The sequence below is a fragment of the Streptomyces sp. RLB3-17 genome, from assembly GCF_007113425.2.
GTDB classification, from domain to species: Bacteria; Actinomycetota; Actinomycetes; order Streptomycetales; family Streptomycetaceae; genus Streptomyces; species Streptomyces mirabilis_D.
Genome location: NZ_CP041610.2, coordinates 1,994,760 through 2,013,902, shown reverse-complemented (window position 1 = coordinate 2,013,902; position 19,143 = coordinate 1,994,760). Strand labels below are relative to the sequence as shown.

The window sequence follows — 19,143 nt, the reverse complement described above, 5'->3', positions numbered from 1 at the left end:
GGCATGTCCATGGATGCTGAGCTGTTCCCCCGAAGCCGGGCGGAGATCGCGCCGGGCGCGGTGCATCTGCCGGACTGGCTGGACCCGGTCGCCCAGCGGGAGCTTCTCGACGCCTGCCGTGCGTGGGCCCGCCCACCGGCCGGACTGCGTACGGTGCGCACGCCCGGCGGCGGCGCGATGACCTCCCGGCAGGTGTGCCTGGGCTGGCACTGGTACCCGTACCGGTACGCGCGCACGGTCGCCGACGGCGACGGCGCCCCGGTGAAGTCCTTCCCCGCCTGGCTGGACGCGCTCGGCCGCCGCGCGGTCGCGGACACCCTGGGCCCCGAGGCCGCCACCGCCCCGTACGACATCGCACTGATCAATTTCTACGACGCCGACGCCCGGATGGGCATGCACCGCGACAGCGACGAGAAGTCCGACGCGCCCGTGGTGTCGCTGAGCCTCGGCGACACCTGCGTCTTCCGCTTCGGGAACACCGAGTCGCGCTCGCGCCCGTACACGGATGTCGAGCTGCGCAGCGGGGACCTGTTCGTGTTCGGCGGGGCCTCCCGGCTCGCCTACCACGGGGTTCCCCGAGTGCTCCCCGACACGGCGCCGCCCGAACTGGGCCTGACCGGCCGTCTGAACGTGACGCTACGGGTGAGTGGCTTCCAGGTGCCTTCGGACGGGGCACCGCACGAGCGGATCATGGGAGACTCGCCCTCATGAACGGCAAGGCGGGCCCCCGGACGGCGGGGGAAGGGAACACGCGGACACGGCTGGACCGGGGGCGCGGGGCGCTCGGACCCGCGCTGGAACTCGTGCACACCGGACGTGCGCCGACGCGTGCCGTACTCACCGCCGAGCTGGGCGTCACCCGGGCGACCGCCGGCGTGGTGGCCTCGGAGCTGGAGGCGCTCGGGCTGATCCGGGTCGACGCGCGGCCCGGCGCGGCGGCCGGTTCGCAGGGACGGCCCTCGCACCGCCTGGAGGTCGCCGAGGACGGTCCCGTGGCGCTGGCCGCACAGGTGCACGCCGACGGGTTCCGGGCCGCACTGGTCGGGCTCGGCGGCCGGATCGTCGCCACCGCACCCAGCTGCGAGACCGTCGACGCCGACCCGGCGAAGGTGCTGGGCGCCGTCGTCGAGACCGGCGCGGAGCTGCTTCGCGAGACCGGGCGGCGCTGCGTGGGCGCCGGACTCGCCGTACCGTCCGCCGTCGCCGAACCGGACGGGCTCGCCCTCAACCCCCTCCACCTCGCCTGGCCCGCGGGCGCCCCCGTCCGCCGGATCTTCGCCGAGCAGGTGCGCGCGGCGGGCATCGAGGGCCCGGCGTTCGCCGCGAACGACATCAACCTCGCCGCGCTCGCCGAGCACCGCCACGGCGCCGGGCGCGGCGCCCGCGACCTGCTGTGCGTGGCCACCGGGCACCGGGGCGTCGGTGGCGCGCTCGTCCTCGACGGGCGACTGCACACGGGCAGCTCGGGCCTCGCCCTCGAAGTCGGCCACCTCACCGTCAATCCCGAGGGCCGCCCCTGCTACTGCGGCAGCCGCGGCTGCCTCGACGTCGAGGCGGACCCCCTGGCGTTCCTCACGGCGGCGGGCCGCGACCCCGGCCCCGAGGTGTCCCTCCTCCAGCAGGCCAACGACCTGATCCGCACCCGGTACGACCAGGACCCCTCCGTCCGCACGGCCACCGAGGCGCTGATCGACCGCCTCGGCCTCGGCCTCGCCGGACTGGTCAACATCCTCAACCCCGACCGGATCATCCTCGGCGGCCTGCACCGCACCCTCCTCGACGCCGACCCCGACCGCCTGCGCGCCGTCGTCGCGGACCGCAGCCTGTGGGGCCAGAGCGGCGGCGTACCGATCCTCGCCTGCACCCTGGACCACAACACCCTGGTGGGTGCCGCGGAGTTGGCCTGGCAGCCGGTCCTCGACGACCCACCGGCGGCGCTGGCTCGGACCTGAGGCCGGACTTGAGATCGGACTTGAGGTCGGCCCTGAGGCCGGACTTGAGGTCGGAGCTGATACGAGGCCGTCGAGGCGGTAGCGGCCCCCTCACGTCCTCGGCGTCATCAGACTCCACAGGGCCTAGGCGGCGTCCGGCACCCGCGGCGGACGGGGTGGCGTGCCGCGCCACTCCACGGCGAGCGCCCGGGCGGGGTTCTGGGTGAAGACGCGCTCCACGAGTTCCGCACCCAGGGCCAGTGCGAGCCGTGGGCGCACCCGGCGCAGCAGATACGGCATCCCGGGGCCGCCGTTGACCGAGCGCGCCGCCGCGGTCGTCGTGTCGGCGCCGAGCAGCAGGCGATCGCCGAAACCGGCGTCTGCCAGGGCGCGTACGGCGTCCGGCATGCGCCAGTCGGTGGCGTGGTGCGCACGGGAAGGGCCGTCGAAGGCGAGGTAGGCGCCCGCCTCGGCGGCCTGGCGCTGCACCACGAGGTCCGGGGAGCGGTTGAGGTGACCCAGGATCACCCGGTGCGGCGGCACCGCCAACGCGCCGCACAGCAGGTCGAGTACGTCGAGCGCGGCCGTGCCGAGCTCCAGGTGCACGGCGATCGGCGCGCCCGTGGCGTGGTGCGCCTCGGCCGCCGCGGTCATCGTCCAGCGGGCGTGCCCGTCGAGCGCGTGGAAGCCGCCCGCGACCTTGACGAGTCCGGCCCGGACCCCGGACGTGCCGATGCCGGAGGTGAGTTCGGAGACGAAGACGTCGGTCAGCCTGCCGCGCAGTTCGTGGAGCGACTCCGGTGGATGGTGGACCGCTTGGTGCAGGCCCGTCGCGGCGACCACATGGACCCCGGTGTCACGGGAGAGCAGCGGCAGGTCCGCGGCGCGCCGGCCCAGTCCGTACGGCGTCCACTGCACCACGCTCCCGCCGCCCTGCTCGCGGAACGCGGCCAGTTCGGCCCGCGCGGCGGACGCGTCGCGCAGTTCCTGGCCGGGGAGCGCGGGACTGCCGAAGAAGAGGTGGTCATGGGCGTCGCACACCCCGAGGTGCTCGGGCGGCACGTCTCCGAGGACCGTACGGACCCTCGCGGGGACGGCACCATCGGGGCTCGCGGGGCTCGCGGGGGCAGGGCTCACCACTGCCGGCCCCGGGGCAGCCGGTCGCGCCCGGGGGCCGACACGTGCAGCACCTGGAAGACCTCGCCAAGAGCCTTGGGCGTGTCGTGGTCCCAGAGGGAGAAGTGGACCAGCTCCCAGTGGCGCGGGTCGACGGCTGTGGCCGCGCACACCGCGCCGTCGAGCGAGGCCAGCCGCTCCGTCTCCGCCGCGGCGTCCGTCATCGCCTCGGCCAGGTCGACGCCCTCCGGTACGGGCTGCCGTCGCCGCACCGCGACCTGGGCCGAGGCGCCGACGCCGCCGCCCTCCTCGTACGCGAGGCCCGTCCAGTTCTGCACCACCGGCCGCCCGAAGTCATCGACGAGCCCCTGGAAGGCGCCGCCCCAGAGGAAGGAGTTCATGCCCTCGACGGTGTTCCAGAGGTAGAAGGGCGCGTACTGGTTGACCGGCGAGCCGTGCACCCCGCGCTCACGCATCAGATACGTCTTGAAACCGAGCCCCTCCCAGTCGTCGAGAAGGTGTCCGACGCGGGAGACCCGGGCGCGGACGATCCCCATGTCGTAGTCGGCGGGTAACGTCAGTTCGTACTGCGTCGCGTGCATCGCATGCCTCCTTGACGGGCCTTCAGGCCTTCAGGTCTTCAGCCGAGGCCGTGACCGGCGGGGGAGAGCAGGGCCAGCAGTCCGCGGACGGCCGTGTCGAAGGCGTCCGGGGAGCCGGAGGCGCGCGCGAGCACATAGCCTCCCTGGACGGTCGCGAGGATCGTCGCGGCGATCTCCTCGGCGTCCAGCGACGGGGCGAACTGCCCCTGTTCCTTGCCCTCTTCGACGATCCCGGCCAGTCGCTCGCGCAGCCAGTCGATCGTCTCGTCGACGGGGGCGCGCAGCTCCACACTGGCGATCACGTCCGGGTCCATCGTCAGCCGCCCGACCGGACAGCCGCGCAGGACGTCTCGCTCCCGGCGCAGATACGCCTCGACGCGCTCGTAGGGCGAACCGGGCGCGCCCAGTACGCCCTCGGCAGCAGCCCGCAGTTCCTCGGCGGTGCGTCGGATCGCGGCCAGGGCGAGATCGGGCTTGCCCTTGAAGTGGTGGTACATGCTGCCCTGCCCGGCGCCCGCGTGCTCCTGGATCGCCTTGGGGCTGGTGCCCACGTAACCGCGCTCCCACAACAGCTCACGCGTGGACTCGATCAGCCGCTCCGGAGTGCTCATGAACGCACTGTACATACTAGTAGGTACAAAGTCGAGGGCGATAAGAGGCGGACTGAGGAAGCAGGCGATGGCGCCCCGCGTACTCCCCCGGAGGTACGGGAACGGCCGCTGGCCGTACGACGACTCGGGCCCCCTGCCGGAGCGAGTCTCGATGCATCGCAACAGCTCCCACCTACAACTGCTCCTCTAGGAGATGACTCGACATGCAGACCCTGGCGAACTGGGACGGCGGCCCCGGCCCGTGGATCCTGTTCTTCCCGCTGATCTGGGCGGCCGTCGTGATCGGCGTCGTGACGGTCCTGCGCCGCACCGTGGGGCGCGGGCGCCGCGGACCGTGGCGCACCATGGGCGACTTCGGGCCGCCCCGCGACTCCCGCCAGACGGGCGACTCGCCGATCGCGCTGCTCGGCCGTCGCTTCGCCACCGGTGAGATCGACGAGGACGAGTACTGGCGCCGACTGTCCGTCCTGGACGAGCAGTTCGGCCGCCCGGGCAAGGGAGGAGCGGCATGACGACCGCCATCACGACGCGTCATGCCGCGGGTGTCGCCGACGCCGTCAAGGTGTACGGCAGCGGCGACACCGCCGTCAGGGCCCTGGACGGGGTGAGCGTCGGCTTCCCGGCCGGACGCTTCACCGCGATCATGGGCCCCTCGGGCTCCGGCAAGTCCACCCTGATGCACTGCGCGGCGGGCCTGGACACGCTCACCTCGGGCGTCGCGTTCATCGGCGACACCCCGCTGAGCACGCTGGACGACCGCCGTCTCACCCTGCTGCGCCGCGACCGTGTCGGCTTCGTCTTCCAGGCGTTCAACCTGATCCCGACGCTGACCGTCGCCGAGAACATCACGCTGCCCCTGGACCTCGCCGGGACGAAGGGCTCCCGCGAGTGGATCGACGCGCTCGTCGACGTCGTCGGCCTGCGCGACCGGCTCCACCACCGCCCCGCCGAACTCTCCGGCGGACAGCAGCAACGCGTCGCCGTGGCCCGGGCGTTCGCAGGCCGTCCCGACGTCGTCTTCGCCGACGAACCCACCGGCAACCTCGACTCCCGCTCCGGCGAGGAGGTCCTGAACCTCCTCGGCAGGGCGGTGCGCCGGATGGACCGTACGGTCGTCATGGTCACGCACGACCCGGTGGCGGCCGCACACGCCGACGAGGTCGTCTTCCTCGCCGACGGACGCCTCGTGGACCGGATGGAGTCCCCGACGGCCGACAAGGTCCTCGACCGGATGAAGGCGTTCGACGCCAAAGGCGGGCGGTCGTGAACGCCTCCGTGCGCCTGAGCGTGTCCTCCCTGCGCGCCCACAAACGCCGCTTCGCCGGTACGTTCCTGGCGGTGCTCCTCGGTGTCGCCTTCCTGGCCGGAACGCTGGTCATGGGCGACACGCTGCGAGCGAGCTTCAGCACGCTGTTCGGCGACGCCACGAAGGGCACCGACGCGGTCGTCCGCAGCGCCGACGCCATCACGACGCCCGGTGAGAGCCAGGGTGTGCGCCAACCGGTCGACACCGCCCTGGTCAAGACCGTCGAGCGGGTTCCCGGCGTCGCGGCCGCCGCCCCCGACATCCAGGGCGCGGGCCAACTCGTCGGCAGCGACGGCAAGCCCGTCGGCGGCCAGGGCCCGCCCACCCTCGCCGGCAACTGGATCACCGACCCGAAGCTCAACCCGTACCAACTCGCCGCGGGTCACGCCCCGTCGAAGTCCGGGGAGGTCGTCGTCAACCGGGGCGCCGCGAAGAAGGGCGGCCTGAAGATCGGCGACACGACCACCCTGCGCACCCCCGGTCCCGTCAAGGTGACGATCGTGGGCCTCGCGACCTTCGGTGGCGAGGACGGCATGGCGCAGGTGACGTTCACCGGGATGACGCAGGCCGACGCCGAGAAGTACCTCACCGCGAAGCCCGGCGAGGCGGCGAACATCCGGGTGCGGGCCGGTCCCGGGGTCGGTCAGGCCGAGCTCGTCGCGGACCTGACTCCCGTCCTGCCCAAGGGAGTCGAGGCGATCACCGGCCAGGAGTCGGCGCGGGAGAACACCGACATGATCTCCAGCCAGTTCCTGAACATCTTCACCACCTTCCTCCTCGTCTTCTCCGGCATCGCGCTGCTGGTCGCGACCTTCTCCATCCACAACACCTTCGCGATCGTCGTCGCCCAACGCACCCGCGAGAACGCCCTGTTGCGTGCCCTGGGCGCCTCCCGCCGCCAGGTCACCGCCTCGTCCCTGGTCGAGGCGAGCGTGGTCGCGGTGACCGCGTCGGCCGTCGGCCTCGCGGGCGGCATCGGGATCGCGGCCGGCCTGCAGGCGCTGTTCCCCGCCATCGGGTTCCCCTTCCCCCAGGGCGGCTTGGTGATCAGCGGTCTGTCCATGCTGCTGCCGCTCGCGGTCGGCGTCGTGGTCTGCCTGGGCTCTGCACTGCTGCCCGCCGTACGCGCCGGACGCACCGCGCCGCTCGCCGCGCTGCGCGAGACGGCCGTCGACGGGTCCGGGGCCTCACGGGGGAGGGCGATCGTGGGTGCGGCGCTGGCCGTGCTCGCGGTGGGCACCACCCTGACCGGCGTACTGGTGAGCCCGTCGCTGTGGCTCGCGGGCCTCGGCGCCGTACTCGCCCTCGCCGCCTTCGTGGTCCTCGGACCCGTGGCGTCGTCAGCCGCCGTACGAGCACTCGGCGCCCCCCTCGACACGCTGCGCGGTGTCACCGGCGGCCTGGCCCGGCGCAACGCGCTGCGCAGCCCGAAGCGGACCGCCGCCACCGCGAGCGCCCTGATGATCGGCGTCGCCGTCGTCTCGCTGTTCACGGTCTTCGGCGCCTCGCTGAAGGCCACCATGGACCAGACGGTCTCCCGTTCCTTCGCGGGCGACATCGCCGTAAGCACCCCGTCCTTCGGCGCGGGCGGCAGCGGGCTGAGCCCCGAGCTGGCTCCCGCGATCGCGCGGCAGCCGGCCGTCCGGTACGCGGTCGGCCTCGGCCGCGGGGTCGCCCAGGTCAACGGCAAGGGGCGGGCGCTGACCGTCACCGACCCGGTCACACTCGGCAAGGTGTTCGACCTCGGTGAGGTGCGCGGCTCGCTCGACGACCTGGGCACCGACGGCATCGCGCTCACCCGGAAGGAGGCCGCGGCTCAGCACCTCACGACCGGCGACATCGCCCGGCTCACCTTCACCGACGGCAGGCGCGAGAACTTCACCGTCCGCGCGGTCTACGGCCGCTCCGAGCTCGCCGGCGACTACGTCATCACCCGCGCCGCCTGGGCCCCGCACCGCACCCAGGACTCCGACTCGCTCGTCGCCGTCACCTTCAAGAACGGCGTCGGTACGGCCGACGGCAAGGCGGCCGTCGAGAAGGTGGCCGCGCGGTACGGCAACCTCGAGGTGCAGACCCGCGACGAGTACGCGCGGTCCTCGGCCGGCGGCATCGACATGATGCTCACCCTGGTCTACGCGCTGCTCGCACTCGCGGTGCTCATCGCCCTGCTGGGCATCGCCAACACGCTCACCCTCGCGATCCACGAGCGCACCCGTGAACTGGGTCTGCTGCGGGCGGTCGGGCAGACCCGGGCGCAGCTGCGCGCCATGGTCCGCTGGGAGTCGGTCCTCGTCGCCGCCTTCGGAACGGCGGGCGGACTGGCCCTCGGTGCCTTCCTGGGCTGGGTGCTCGTCGAGGCCTCCGACGGAGCGTCGGACAGTGCCTTCGCCTTCGCGATCCCGCCCGTGCGGCTCGTCGTGGTGGCGCTCGTGGGCCTGGCGGCGGGAGCCCTCGCGGGGCTGCGCCCGGCCCGGCGGGCAGCACGCCTGGACGTGCTGCGCGCCATCGCCACCGAGTGACGTACGAGACGGGGGTCACCGCCCGGTCAGCCGGCAACGGCGGACCGGGCGGGAGCGTGTTCGGGCCGGCGTTCGTCGAGGGGGTCGAGCGGGGCGACGGTGTGTCGGCGCGTGGTCTCGCGAGCCTGTTCGTACGGAGGAAGCACGGGCTCCGCCACCGCGGGCGAGGTCGCAGGCAGGGAGAACCACACGACCTTGCCCGACTCGCCGTCCGGACGCACGCCCCAGCTCTCGCTCACCGCGGCGATCATCGCGAGACCGCGTCCGCAGGTGGCCGTGGGGTCCACGTCCTGTACCTCGGGCAGGCGGGGGTCGTGGTCGTGCACCGAGACCGTGAGCCGGTCGAGCAGCAGCTCGATCTCCACGGTGCACACCTTGTCCGGCTGGGCGTGCCGGTGAACGTTGGTCAGCAGCTCGGTCACTCCGAGCGCGGCCCGGTCTATCAAGGGGTCCTGATGCCAGTAGCGCAACTGCGCAGAAAGGATTCTGCGGACCTGGCCGATCCGCGACGGCAGGGCTTGGAGCTCCACCGTGCAATGCCTGCTTGGCTGGCTGATCACGGCTGCGACTCCCCGAATTGAGGTCCGGAAGAAGACGGAGATCGGATCCAGCAGAGTGGCTGAGTGGAACGGCCGCCTGCTGCAATGACCGGCGGACTGATTCGTAGCGTTATCGCCGGTGAACCCAGAGTGATGATGTGAGAACAGCGTGACTCAGGGGGTGCGGTCCCGCAACTCGCGGTGCGGTCCGCTCCGGCCCGAGCCGTCGCGGGGCGGGGGTCTCGCCTGAGCGGCGGCGTCGGGCGGTCCGGGGTTCATCGTTCACCGCCGCGGGCCCGGAATCGCTCGCGCACGCACCGCACGTCACCCACCGCGAACGGGGGCTGCCGCGCCGAGGGCGCTGATCCCGGACCGGTTTCGCGTCGGCCGCAGCCGACCGATTCCCCCGGCACCACCCCTCGCCACACGCGCCCCGAAGCCCTCCGCCCGCGGTCTGGTGGCTCCCACCCCGGGCTGTGCCGTGCGGGGGCCGGAGGCTCGCGGTCCGGGGTGGGCCGGTGGGGAGCCTGAGGCTTTTCGGCCGGCCGTGGCCGACCGTCGGCGGGTGGCCTCCAGCCCGGGCTTTGCCGAGTGAGGGCCGGAGGATCCGTAGCCGGGCTTAGTCGGCGGGGAGTCCAGGGGTTCGTCGCCGGCCGTCGCCGACCGTCGGTCCAGGGCTGCCCCGTCGGCGGTCGGCGGTTGCGCGCGGGTGGTTCTCGCATCGGGTTTGGCCGGGCGTGGGCCGGAGGGTTCTGGATCGGGCTCGGGTGGTTGTCGGCCCAGGGCTTGCGCGCCGGGCGGCTCCGGGTCCAGGGCTTGGTTGTGGGCCGTCGGCGGTCGTGGGCCGACTGCCTTCCCGTGGGCCGTTGGTGGTTGTGCGTGGGCGGCTGTCGCGCCGGGTCCCGCGTCGGGTTTCGCCGGGCGCGCGTTCGGGGTGTGCCTTCGGTTCTCGTCGACCGAGGGGCCCGACATCGGGACTCCCCGGTCCGGGGATCGTCGGCTGCGGGCCCGAGCCCGGGCGTTGTCGGTCGGCTGTGGGCGGCGGTGGTGAGCGCGTTCGTGCCGGACGTCGACGGTGGGACGTCCGAGGCTCGCCCGGTCGCCGTCGCCGGTTGCGGGCCGGGGCTGCTCGGGCCGGCGACCTGGGGGTGCGGGCCCGGGGCCCGCGTGTCGACCGACGCGGATCGCGAGCGTCGCTGGTAGCGCGCTCGGGGGTGCCCGGTAGGCGGCCGTCGGCCGGAGGTCGAAGGCCTGCGCGCAGGGCGCCGCCGGTCGCGAGTCGTGGGTGCCTGTGTCGGCCCTTGCCGGTGGCGAACCGAAGGCTCCCGTGTCGGTTGCCGCGCGGCCGACTCAGCCGTTGCGCCCCGCCGCCCTGCGAACCGCCTCGATGAACCGGCGCGCCGACGGCGGCCCCGGCTTGCCCGGCGCGGGATCGTGCTCGCCGAGCGTGAGCGAATAGCGGGTGCCGTTGACGTCGGCCAACGCCCGGTCCTCGGGCGCGAACCACGGCTTCGACGCCCGCACCGCCTGCACCGGCGCACTGTCGATCTCGCTGCCGTAACTCGTCAGCAACTCCAGCCTGCCGTCGCTGATCCGGACCTGTCCGGCCCGGGTGAGCGACCGCAGCCTCTTCCCGATCCGCACGCCCGTGGCCGTGAACTCCGGCTCCGCCATGATGCTCCGCCCCCTTGTGCGCGTCGGCTGTGCTCTGTTCCGTGTCGCTCTGTCCCGCGTCCCGGGCCCGGATGTCGCGCGGGTCGTGCTCCGGTGCGCGCGACCGCTCCGGGAGTGTCATCCCGCGCGGCGCGGTCGGACGCGGGCCGCGTGCCCTGCGGTGCAGTCTGCCCGCAGGCAGCGGCGAGCACCAGTGCGCACGACGAGGTGACGGCGGGGACGGGAGCACTCGCCCGGGTGCGCCCCCGTCGCTTCGGACACCCCTGCTCCAGGGGTGCCTTTGAGGTGCTCAAAGGTATGTTTATGCAGGTGAGAAGCGTGCGCAAGGTGTTTATGATCGAGGCGTCCGACCATCTGAACCGGCGTCGGCGCGATGCGTTAGGAGCCCCGCCGTGAGCACCCCTCAGCAGATCCGGACCGGCGAAACCCTCGACGTCGACCACAGCGACGCGCGGTACCGGACCTGGCTCAAAGAAGCCGTCCGTAAAGTCCAGGCCGACGCGAACCGCTCGGCGGACACCCACCTGCTGCGCTTCCCGCTGCCCGAGGCGTGGGGTATCGACCTCTACCTGAAGGACGAGTCGACCCACCCCACCGGCAGCCTCAAGCACCGCCTGGCCCGCTCACTCTTCCTGTACGGGCTCTGCAACGGCTGGATCAGGCCGGGCCGCCCGGTGATCGAGGCGTCCAGCGGCTCGACCGCGGTCTCCGAGGCGTACTTCGCGAAGCTGATCGGCGTGCCCTTCATCGCGGTCATGCCGCGCACCACGAGCGCCGAGAAGTGCCGTCTGATCGAGTTCCACGGCGGCCAGTGCCACTTCGTGGACGACTCCCGCAGGATGTACGAGGAGTCCGCCGCCCTCGCGGTCGAGACCGGCGGCCACTACATGGACCAGTTCACCTATGCGGAACGGGCCACGGACTGGCGCGGCAACAACAACATCGCCGAATCCATCTTCCGCCAGCTGGAGTTGGAGCGTTTCCCGGAGCCCGCGTGGATCGTCGCCACGGCCGGCACCGGCGGTACCTCGGCGACCCTCGCGCGCTACGTGCACTACATGCAGGCCGACACCCGAATCTGCGTCGCCGACCCGGAGAACTCGTGTTTCTTCGAGGGCTGGACCACCGGCGATCCGGACGTCACCTGCGACTGCGGCTCGCGTATCGAGGGCATCGGCAGGCCCCGTATGGAGCCGAGCTTCGTGCCGGGCGCGATCGACCGGATGATGAAGGTGCCGGACGCCGCGAGCGTGGCGGCCGTACGGGCACTGGAACAGGCCATCGGCCGCAAGGCGGGCGGCTCGACCGGCACCGGGCTGTGGAGCGCGCTGAAGATCGTCGCCGAGATGGTGACCGAGGGGCGCAAGGGGAGCGTGGTGACGCTGCTCTGCGACCCCGGGGACCGCTATCTCGACAAGTACTACTCGGACGGGTGGCTGGCCGAACAGGGGCTGGACATCGCGCCCTACACCGCGGCGATCGCGGCCCTGCTCCAGACGGGCGTCTGGCCGGACTGACCTCGGGGCGCGCTCTCAGGCGGACCTGGTCCTCACGCGTGCGTCGACGCCAGCCGTCGGTCCAGCGCCGTCACCGCCTGGCGGAACGCGCGGCCCAGCCCCGCCCGGCCCAGTTTCAGGGCCAGCCGGAACGGGGCCGCGCCGTCGACGGCGAAGGTCCACTGGACCCGGGTGCCCTTCCCGGCCGGAGTCAGCCGCCACTCCTCGACCAGGGCCCGGGGGCCGGGCGCGTTCGAGACGTCCACCCGGTACGCGTAGACCTCGGGGGCCTCGGCCGCGAGGACCGTTTCCTGGAAGCGCGTACCGCCCCGGAGCCGGATCTCCCGCCCGGCGCCGTCCCCGGTCGGCCGGGCGAGTGTCACCGCCGAGAACCACTCGCTCCAGCCGGGCACGTCCTCGGCCAGCGCGCGGAAGACCACCTCGGGAGGGGCCGCCACCTCGCGGGCGAACACCAGACGCAGGGGAGCGGTCTCGGCGAAGTCGAGCCCCACCGGGCGAAGACGGCGTGCCATGGACGAAACCCCCACCTGGGAACGGAGCCTCCGGTCCCGCGTAGAGAGCCGCGGGCAGCGTCACCTTAGCTGGCGGACCGTCAGATGTCTGTACCGTCCTCGGGCTCTCCGGCAACCACCAGGCGCCGCAGGTGTTCGGAGACCTCCGCCCGCGCCTCCGCCGGCAGCCCGGCGTCGGTGACCAGCGTGTCGACCTGGTCCAGCGCGGCGAACGAACTCAGACCCACCGTGCCCCACTTGGTGTGGTCGGCGACCACGACGACCCGCCGTGCGGACTGCACCAGCCGCCGGTTGGTCTCGGCCTCCGCCAGGTTCGGCGTCGACAGGCCCGCCTCGACCGATATCCCGTGCACCCCGAGGAACAGCACGTCGAAGTGGAGCGCCGCGATGGCCTGGTCGGCCACGGGGCCGACCAGCGAGTCCGACGGGGTGCGCACCCCGCCCGTCAGCACGACCGTGGCCGCGCCCTGCCGCTGGCCGGAGAGGCGCTGCGCCGAGTGGAAGACATCGGCGACCCGCACCGAGTTGGTGACCACGGTCAGGTCCGGCACGTCAAGGAGCTGATGCGCCAGCGCGTACGTCGTCGTACCGCCCGAGAGCGCGATCGCCGTGCCCGGCGCGACCAGCTCGGCGGCGACCCGCGCGATGTCCTCCTTGGCGGTCAGTTCCAGGCCCGACTTGGCCTCGAAACCAGGCTCGTGCGTACTCGCTTCCACCAGCGGCACCGCGCCGCCGTGCACCTTCTCCACCACGCCCTGGCGGGCGAGCGCGTCGAGGTCACGACGGACCGTCATGTCGGAGACGCCCAGCCTGCGGGTCAGCTCGTTCACGCGGACGCCGCCCCGGCGCCGTACCTCGTCGAGAATCAGGGCCCGACGCTGCTCCGCGAGAAGGTTCTGATTCTCACTCACGTCCGCTCCGATCCTTGCGCCACAAGCTGCCCGACACTCCGTCCGAACCCACTCCCACGTGGACATTCTCCTTGTCCTAGGCCTGGAGGACGACCCATCCTCGCACGGGCCACCGACACGTGCGCCACTCCCCGCAAGGACACCGCGTCCCGCCCGTCGCGTCACTGTCACACGTATCGGGGAGATTCCGTGACCACAGGTGCGCGCGCACCCCTGAACGGAGATCCTTGTGCCTGCACATGACACATGCCAGACGCGCGCACGGGGGAAGTGCAGAAAAGTGGAACGTGCACGGGAACACGCCTCGGCGGGAAAGCTCAGCGGCCCCGCACAGCGGCCCGAAGCGGCCGATACCGCCCTCGAACTCCTGGTCCACGGAGTCGGGGGCACCACACCCGAGGAGATGCTGGACGATCCGCGGACGGTCCGGATCAGCGGCGACGACACCGCGGCCGTCTACCGGCGCGTCGACGACGCCGACGCGGAGCGGCGCCCCGACGACTACCGGGGCAAACCGGTCCCCGAGGCCTATGTGTGGTGCAACCTCACCTCCGGCAACGGCACCCGGGCCCTGTGGCTGTTGCTGCTGCCCTTCATGGTCGTCAACCTCGCGCACTGGATGCGTCCCGCCACCCGCGGCCGCACCCGGACGGTCCGCCTGTACGGCCTGCTCGTCCGGCTGGCAGGGCTCACCCTCACCGTGCTGCTGGTCGCCGCGGCCTGCGAGGTCGCCCTCGACCTGACCGCCTGGCAGTGCGCGGGCACCCGCGCGTGCGCCGAGGCGCACTCGTGGCTCGGCTTCCTCTCCCCGGAGCTGTCCGACAACGGCTGGTGGAGCCGGCCCGGCCGCCGCCTCGCCCTGGCCGCCCTGGTGCCCGCGGGTCTCACCTGCCTGCTCTGGTACCTCTCGCACCGCACCTGGAGCGCGTACGAGTCCCAGCAACCCGTGTCCCGCAGGCCCGAGCCCGCCGAGGAGACCGGCCGCACCGGACTCGGCAGGCCCGGCTTCTGGTACGGGCGCCGTCTGGTCGCCCGGCTGCGCGCCGCGCACACCGCGGCGGGACTCCTCACCGTCACCGCCGCCGTCGGCGGCCCCGCGGCCCGCTTCGACCGGGAGGCCGGGGGACCCGCCGTGCTCGGGATCCTCGGCCTGCTGCTGTACGCAGCGCTCGTCGTCGGCGCGGTCGTGGTGCTGTGGGTGGTCTGTCGGCGCGGGCGCAGCGAACACCGGCTGGACCAGGAACTGGACGCCACGCTCGTGCGAGGGCTGCCCCTGGGCTCGATCGTCCTGTTCGCCCTCACCCTGCTGTACGCCGGATGGTCACGGCCCGGCTGGCACTCGACGGGGCGGCTGCCGGGCGACACGACCTTCGGAGGCCTCGCCCTCGCCCAGGGGCTGCTCGTCATCACGCTCGGCGTGGTGGCCCGCGTTCTGTACCGCACCAGGCCCGATCCGCGCACCGCCCTGCGTGGTCTGGCCGGACCCGCCGTCGCGATGCTGGCCTGCGCCCTGGGCGGCGTGATGTCCGGCGGAGTCGCGCAGCGCGTCGCCGACTGGCTGGACGGCACGCGCGGCTCGCTGCCCGGCCCGCCCGTCCTGCTGACCTGGCAGGCGTCCGTGATCCCGCCGACGCTCCTCGTGCTCCTCGGCCTGTGTGGCAGGCTGGCCCTGCGCACCTGGCGGCTGCGCGCCGTCGAGACGCGCGCGGTGGAACTCGACTACCTCGGCGAGGCCAAGGACACCACCCGTACCGGCCGTATCGCGAGCACACGCGCGATGGCCGCCCTCACCGACCGGGCGCCCCTCATGGTCGGCGTGATCTCGTTCGTGACCCTGCTCCTCGGCGCCGGAGCCCTGGTGGGCGTCCTGACCACCGGTGACGCCCCGGCGCAGGCCGCGCGAGGGTCGTACGCCTTCGTCCGAGGCGCCGCCGAAGCCGCGCAGGCGCTCGGGTCCTGGCTGATCGGCCTCGGCTTCATCCTTCTCGTCACTTCGGGGCGGCGCGCCTACAAGGACCAGGCGGCCCGCCGCACCATCGGCATCCTCTGGGACGTCGGCACCTTCTGGCCGCGCGCCGCCCACCCCTTCGCGCCGCCCTGCTACGCCGAGCGTGCCGTGCCCGACCTGACGTGGCGCATGGTCACCTGGACCCGGGCCACCGGCGGGCGCCTGGTGCTCTCCGGGCACTCCCAGGGCAGTGTGCTGGCCGCCGCCGCGGCCTGGCAGCTGAAGCCCTCCGTACGCAGGCGGGTCGCGCTGCTCACCTACGGCTCTCCACTGGAACGGCTCTACGGGCGCTGGTTCCCGGCCCACTTCGGCCCGGCCGCCCTCACCTCGCTGCACCGGGAGGTCGACTGCTGGCGCAACCTGTACCGCCTCACCGACCCCATCGGCGGCCCCGTTCGGCTGCCCGGCGACTGCGGCCCCCAGGTCGACCGCGCGCCCCTGAAGGACCCGCTCGCCTACGGACGCACCCAGGAGCATCCGCTGCCCGCGCCGATCCTCGGACACGGGGACTACCAGGCGGACCCGGCCTTCGCCGAGGAACGCGAACGGCTGCTGGCCCGGCTGCGGCCGGAGGCGGTACCGGGCCCCCGTGCCGACGGCGACGCCACGGCCTGAGGGCGAGGGCGACCGCCCGTCCACGCGGGGAGACTCAGGGCAGCTCCGGCAGGTCCTCGGGGTAGAGCAGCGTGAGGTCGTCCGTGCTCGGCTCGTCGAGCTGGGCGACCCGCCCCGCGTGCCGCTCGACCATCGCCTCGAAGGTCTGCCGCGCGGTGCGGCCGTTGCCGAACGCCGGGCCCTTGGGGATGGCCGTGAAGTACTTCAGCAGCGCCTCGGGCGCGCCGGGCGCCAGGCTGTACTCGTGCTCCTCGGCCTGCTGCTCCACGATCCGCAGCAGCTCCTCGGGGACGTAGTCGCTGAAGGTGATGGTCCGTGAGAAGCGGGACGCCACACCGGGGTTGACGCTGAGGAAGCGCTCCATCTCGGCCGTGTAGCCCGCGACGATCACGACGACCGCGTCCCGGTGGTCCTCCATCAGCTTCACGAGCGTGTCGATGGCCTCGCGGCCGAAGTCGCGGCCCGAGTCCTCCGGCGACAGCGCGTACGCCTCGTCGATGAACAGGACACCGCCGCGCGCCCGGTCGAACGCCTCCTGGGTGCGGATCGCCGTGGAGCCGATGTGCTCGCCCACCAGGTCGACGCGGGACACCTCGACCAGGTGCCCCTTCTCCAGGACACCGAGCGAGGCCAGGATCTCGCCGTACAGGCGGGCCACCGTCGTCTTGCCGGTGCCGGGGGAGCCGGTGAAGACCAGGTGGCGGCGGGCGGAGGCCGCCTTGAGGCCCGCCTGCTGTCTGCGGCGGCCCACCTCGATCATGTCGGTGAGGGCTCGCACCTCGCGCTTGACGCTGTCCAGGCCCACCAGCCCGTCGAGTTCGCCGAGGACGACCTTCGGGGTACGGGCCGGCTGCGCGGGTTCGGGCTCCGAGGCGGTGACGAGCGGTTCCTGCTCGGTGGTGCGCTGGCCCGGGATCGCGCCGAGCAGGCTCGTGGACGGGTTGGACGTCTGTACGGCCGTCTCGTGCGCCAGGGGGCGCACTCCGGCGCTCTCGTCGCTCGTGCAGTCCTCGACGACCGGGCCGCCTCCCGGTGCGTTGCCGCCGTCGGCGAACTCGTAACCCCCGCGTGCGCAGCGCTCCGTACGGCACTTCTTCAGCGTCGCCCGGCAGCCGTCGATGACATGGAAGCCGTAGCCCCCGCTGCCCGTCACCCGGCAGTTGTGGAAGGTGCCGCGGCCACCCGCCGACACGTAGAAACCGGCCTCCGCGGGGGAGTCGACCGTGCAGCGCTCGATGGTGGGGTCGGCGCCCTTGGTGACGATCACGCCGGTCTGGGTGCCGTCCACGGTGCAGCCGGACAGGGTCCCGCCGCTTCCGTGGTCACGGAACCAGGCGCCCGTCGCGGCGTCGCGGATACGGCAGTCGTCGAGCTGCGCCGTCGCGCCGTCGCTCACCGACACGGCGGTGTTGCGCACTTGGGAGAGGTCGCTGTCGACGACGTCCACGCGTGAACCGCGGTCGAGGACGAACAGGGCGTCGGGCACGTCGTGCACCCGGCAGGACTCGAGCACCGCGGTCGCGCCGTCGCTGACCCACACCGCGGGGTAGTCGCCCGTGCTGTCGAAGATCTCGCACTGGTTGGCGTCCACGCGCGTGCCCGGGTCCCAGACCGACAGGCCGTTGCGCCCGAACTGCCGGACGGTGGTGCGGGTCAGGGTGAGGACCGAGCGGGAACGCAGGTCCACCGCGTTCTCCGGGATGTCGTGGATGCGGCAGTCGGCGAGGGTGAGCACGGCGTCCGTGTCCAGGGTGACGCCGTCCGACGTCGTGCGGTGCACATCGCAGTCGGTGAGATGGGCCGCGGCGCGCGCGGTGATCTGCACACCGGAGCCCTTGACCTCGTACACCTCGCAACCGACCGCCTCCAGTGAGGAGTTCTCGCCGGTCACCGACAGGCCCGCGCCGGAGGCGTGGTGCACCCGGCAGCGCTCCAGACGGGGATGCGCGCCGCCGCGGACCGCGATGCCGGACTGTCCGGCCGCGACGACCTCGCACTCCTCGAACACGCCACCGCCGCCGTCGAGTACGGCGATGCCGACGCCGGCCGGATTGTCGACCGTGCAGCGCCGCACGGTGGGACGGGCGCCGCCGCGCACCTCGATGCCGGCCGCGGAGCGCGTGACGATCCGCACGTCGAGGAGCTCCGGGGTGCCCTCCTCGACGAGCAGCGCGGGCGCCGCCGAGTCCTGGCCCTCCACGTGCAGGTCCTGGACCACGGCCGAGGCGCGCACGGTCAGCGGCACGCCGTCCACCGGCGCGATGCGCACGGAGCCGGGGGAGCCCTCCGGGCCGCGCAGCGTCACCGCACGCTGGACCACGAGATTCTCCCGGTAGGTGCCGGGTGCGACGGTGAGCACGTCCCCGTCGGCCGCGGCCTCCAGGGCGGCGGCCAGCGATGCGTACTCTCCTGTGCGGCGCCGCCACCGCGAGGTGCCGGTGTGCGTCACCTGGACCGTGCCCTGTGCCATGGCGCTGTTGTGCCCCCACCTCGTCGTACGCGGGTCCTGCGAGGCCGTGCTGAAACCCCGTCGCGATCAAGAACAGCTTCTCACGACGGTGCCGAACGATTCGGTCGGTCCACCGTAGCGTGCGCGGGCACGGTGGGTTGACCGTAGCCGGAAGGCGGTCAGCTGCCGGTGCCCGTCCTGCCCCAGTCCGGACCCGCCCTGTCCCATGCCTGATCCCAACGGGCGTACCGGCGAAGGGTCATGCGCCACACGATCAGACGTCTGCCGCTGTCGAGGAGCCCGGCGGTGAGCAGGGCCGCGCCGATGCCCGCCAGCACGGCGTGCGTCGTCGCGGTGGCGGAATCCAGCGGGCGGGCGACCAGGTCACCGTGCGCGTCGGTCCAGAGCGTGAAGTGGTCACCCTTGTGCGGTGACTTGAGGGCGGCTATCACCTCGCCGTGATGCGCCGTGCCGTCCGGAGCGGTCCAGTCGGCGAGCACACGGCTGTGCGGATCCTGCGCCGACGAGGCCTCGGGATCGGGGTCCAGCGGGGCCCGGGCCGCCTTGCCGACCACGGTGGCCGTCACTTCGTGGCGGGCCAGGTGCTGGTCCCGAACGGCCTGTTGGAGGGCGTCCTCGGCCGTCGCTCCGGTGAGGGCGCCGAGCAGGGGCGCGAGGGTGAGGATCAGCAGGACGGCCAGCAGGGCCAGCCACGCCTCGACCAGATCGGTCGTGCGGCGCAGCGGATTGTGCCGCCAACGCCAGAGTCCGCCGATAGCTCGCACCGTCCCGCACCCCCTTTCGCCTCCGTGATAACCCCCGGCGAAGCCGTC

16 protein-coding genes are annotated in these 19,143 nt (G+C 73.0%); 7 read left to right on the top strand and 9 right to left on the bottom strand.

The features are described from left to right. The first annotated feature begins 9 nt into the window (after positions 1–9). Positions 10–711: an alpha-ketoglutarate-dependent dioxygenase AlkB family protein gene (locus tag FNV62_RS09555; RefSeq protein ID WP_144316447.1), complete on the top strand. Its 702-nt coding sequence runs from the start codon at positions 10–12 to the stop codon at positions 709–711. Beyond that, a complete protein-coding gene (locus tag FNV62_RS09550) occupies positions 708–1,952 on the top strand; it encodes an ROK family protein (protein WP_054228741.1) in 1,245 nt (414 codons plus the stop codon). The genes FNV62_RS09555 and FNV62_RS09550 overlap by 4 nt, the downstream gene beginning before the upstream one ends. A 123-nt stretch (positions 1,953–2,075) precedes the next feature. Here FNV62_RS09550 and FNV62_RS09545 read toward each other — a convergent pair whose 3' ends face one another. From FNV62_RS09545 to FNV62_RS09535, 3 genes are all read right to left on the bottom strand, one after another. Then, the gene (locus tag FNV62_RS09545; protein ID WP_225900215.1) at positions 2,076–2,993 is read right to left on the bottom strand and encodes a phosphotriesterase; all 918 of its coding nucleotides are present in this window, start codon (positions 2,991–2,993) and stop codon (positions 2,076–2,078) included. 71 nt (positions 2,994–3,064) lie between these two features. Continuing rightward, a complete protein-coding gene (locus FNV62_RS09540) occupies positions 3,065–3,649 on the bottom strand; it encodes a DUF4865 family protein (RefSeq protein ID WP_144315070.1) in 585 nt (194 codons plus the stop codon). A 38-nt stretch (positions 3,650–3,687) separates the two neighbouring features. Then, the gene (locus FNV62_RS09535; RefSeq protein WP_164657625.1) at positions 3,688–4,260 is read right to left on the bottom strand and encodes a TetR/AcrR family transcriptional regulator; all 573 of its coding nucleotides are present in this window, start codon (positions 4,258–4,260) and stop codon (positions 3,688–3,690) included. A gap of 203 nt (positions 4,261–4,463) precedes the next feature. On the opposite strand from FNV62_RS09535, the gene FNV62_RS09530 reads away from it, so the two are divergent. Genes FNV62_RS09530 through FNV62_RS09520 form a run of 3 tightly spaced genes read left to right on the top strand, consistent with a single transcriptional unit; the run spans position 4,464 to position 8,085 of the window. Further along, positions 4,464–4,772, top strand: coding sequence for an SHOCT domain-containing protein (locus tag FNV62_RS09530; protein WP_143654541.1), 309 nt, complete (start codon positions 4,464–4,466; stop codon positions 4,770–4,772). Further along, complete coding sequence (locus FNV62_RS09525; protein ID WP_143600652.1) at positions 4,769–5,527, top strand: ABC transporter ATP-binding protein; 759 nt, start codon at positions 4,769–4,771, stop codon at positions 5,525–5,527. Before FNV62_RS09530 ends, FNV62_RS09525 begins: the two co-directional genes overlap by 4 nt. Further along, entirely contained in the window at positions 5,524–8,085 is a 2,562-nt protein-coding gene (locus tag FNV62_RS09520; RefSeq protein WP_144315068.1) for an ABC transporter permease, read from the top strand. Before FNV62_RS09525 ends, FNV62_RS09520 begins: the two co-directional genes overlap by 4 nt. A gap of 26 nt (positions 8,086–8,111) precedes the next feature. On the opposite strand, the gene FNV62_RS09515 is transcribed toward FNV62_RS09520, so the two are convergent. Further along, a complete protein-coding gene (locus FNV62_RS09515) occupies positions 8,112–8,645 on the bottom strand; it encodes an ATP-binding protein (RefSeq protein WP_144315066.1) in 534 nt (177 codons plus the stop codon). Positions 8,646–9,974: 1,329 nt separating this feature from the next. Further along, entirely contained in the window at positions 9,975–10,298 is a 324-nt protein-coding gene (locus tag FNV62_RS09510) for a hypothetical protein (protein ID WP_054228734.1), read from the bottom strand. 392 nt (positions 10,299–10,690) lie between these two features. Between FNV62_RS09510 and FNV62_RS09505 the strand changes: the two genes are divergently transcribed. Further along, positions 10,691–11,815: a PLP-dependent cysteine synthase family protein gene (locus FNV62_RS09505; protein WP_054228733.1), complete on the top strand. Its 1,125-nt coding sequence runs from the start codon at positions 10,691–10,693 to the stop codon at positions 11,813–11,815. 32 nt (positions 11,816–11,847) lie between these two features. On the opposite strand, the gene FNV62_RS09500 is transcribed toward FNV62_RS09505, so the two are convergent. Next, the gene (locus FNV62_RS09500) at positions 11,848–12,327 is read right to left on the bottom strand and encodes an SRPBCC family protein (protein ID WP_097283460.1); all 480 of its coding nucleotides are present in this window, start codon (positions 12,325–12,327) and stop codon (positions 11,848–11,850) included. A gap of 80 nt (positions 12,328–12,407) precedes the next feature. Then, a complete protein-coding gene (locus FNV62_RS09495; RefSeq protein ID WP_097283459.1) occupies positions 12,408–13,238 on the bottom strand; it encodes a DeoR/GlpR family DNA-binding transcription regulator in 831 nt (276 codons plus the stop codon). Positions 13,239–13,518: 280 nt separating this feature from the next. On the opposite strand from FNV62_RS09495, the gene FNV62_RS09490 reads away from it, so the two are divergent. Further along, positions 13,519–15,861, top strand: coding sequence for a hypothetical protein (locus FNV62_RS09490; protein WP_144315064.1), 2,343 nt, complete (start codon positions 13,519–13,521; stop codon positions 15,859–15,861). A gap of 34 nt (positions 15,862–15,895) precedes the next feature. On the opposite strand, the gene FNV62_RS09485 is transcribed toward FNV62_RS09490, so the two are convergent. Further along, positions 15,896–18,331: a right-handed parallel beta-helix repeat-containing protein gene (locus FNV62_RS09485; RefSeq protein ID WP_060902523.1), complete on the bottom strand. Its 2,436-nt coding sequence runs from the start codon at positions 18,329–18,331 to the stop codon at positions 15,896–15,898. 158 nt (positions 18,332–18,489) lie between these two features. Then, positions 18,490–19,095 carry a hypothetical protein gene (locus FNV62_RS09480; protein ID WP_097283458.1) on the bottom strand — a complete coding sequence of 202 codons (606 nt, stop codon included), beginning with the start codon at positions 19,093–19,095 and terminating at the stop codon, positions 18,490–18,492. Positions 19,096–19,143 lie beyond the last annotated feature (48 nt).